This is a genomic window from Thermomonas alba (assembly GCF_022419205.1).
GTDB classification, from domain to species: Bacteria; Pseudomonadota; Gammaproteobacteria; order Xanthomonadales; family Xanthomonadaceae; genus Thermomonas; species Thermomonas alba.
Window position 1 is genome coordinate 1 of record NZ_JAJOZU010000040.1, and the last position, 598, is coordinate 598.

Consider the following 598-nt stretch of genomic DNA (forward strand, 5'->3'; position numbering starts at 1 on the left):
CGCGCCGCGTGCGCTTGCGGCCCATCCCCTCGGCATCTCCGAACGACAGCTGCATCGAACTCACCCTTGAACCGATGATCCATTCTCGCCGAAAGTGGCGGAGTTGTTCAGACCTTCCTTAAGAAGCGGAACAGTAAATTGCAAAAAGGACTCAACTACTTTTTCACTCGGCCACACCAAAGGCAGTTTTGATAGATCACCATTTGAGACAAACGGCTGTGCGGCACCTTTCTTAATCACATCAATATCCGCATGCCGGAGAGATAGAAATAGCCACTCTCCAAAATCCTCTTTCTTTTGCCGTATCAGCGATGCGTTGTTGTTGATCCACGCCTTACCTCGATGAGAGAAAAACTGGCCGCAATATGCACCGACGCGGCCAACTGCGATAACAAAACCATCTGCGTTATAAGTGTCTGTGTACCCCATAACGCCGGCACCGCCAAATACTGGGATCTCTCCGTTCGGCACAATGCGATGAGAAATACCCAAAAGTGGTGCACGCCCTGACGGATCAGGCGGCGGCCGAGTGGGTCTGGGCGGTTGCATCATCGCGCACTTCGACGCCATCGCGGAAGCGCACGCCGGTGATCACCTT

At 53.5% G+C, this 598-nt stretch carries 1 protein-coding gene; it reads right to left on the minus strand.

Annotated features, from left to right (window positions below; genetic code table 11):
• Positions 1-60: 60 nt before the first annotated feature.
• Complete coding sequence (locus tag ML342_RS11635) at positions 61-471, minus strand: restriction endonuclease subunit S (protein WP_240127185.1); 411 nt, start codon at positions 469-471, stop codon at positions 61-63.
• Positions 472-598 lie beyond the last annotated feature (127 nt).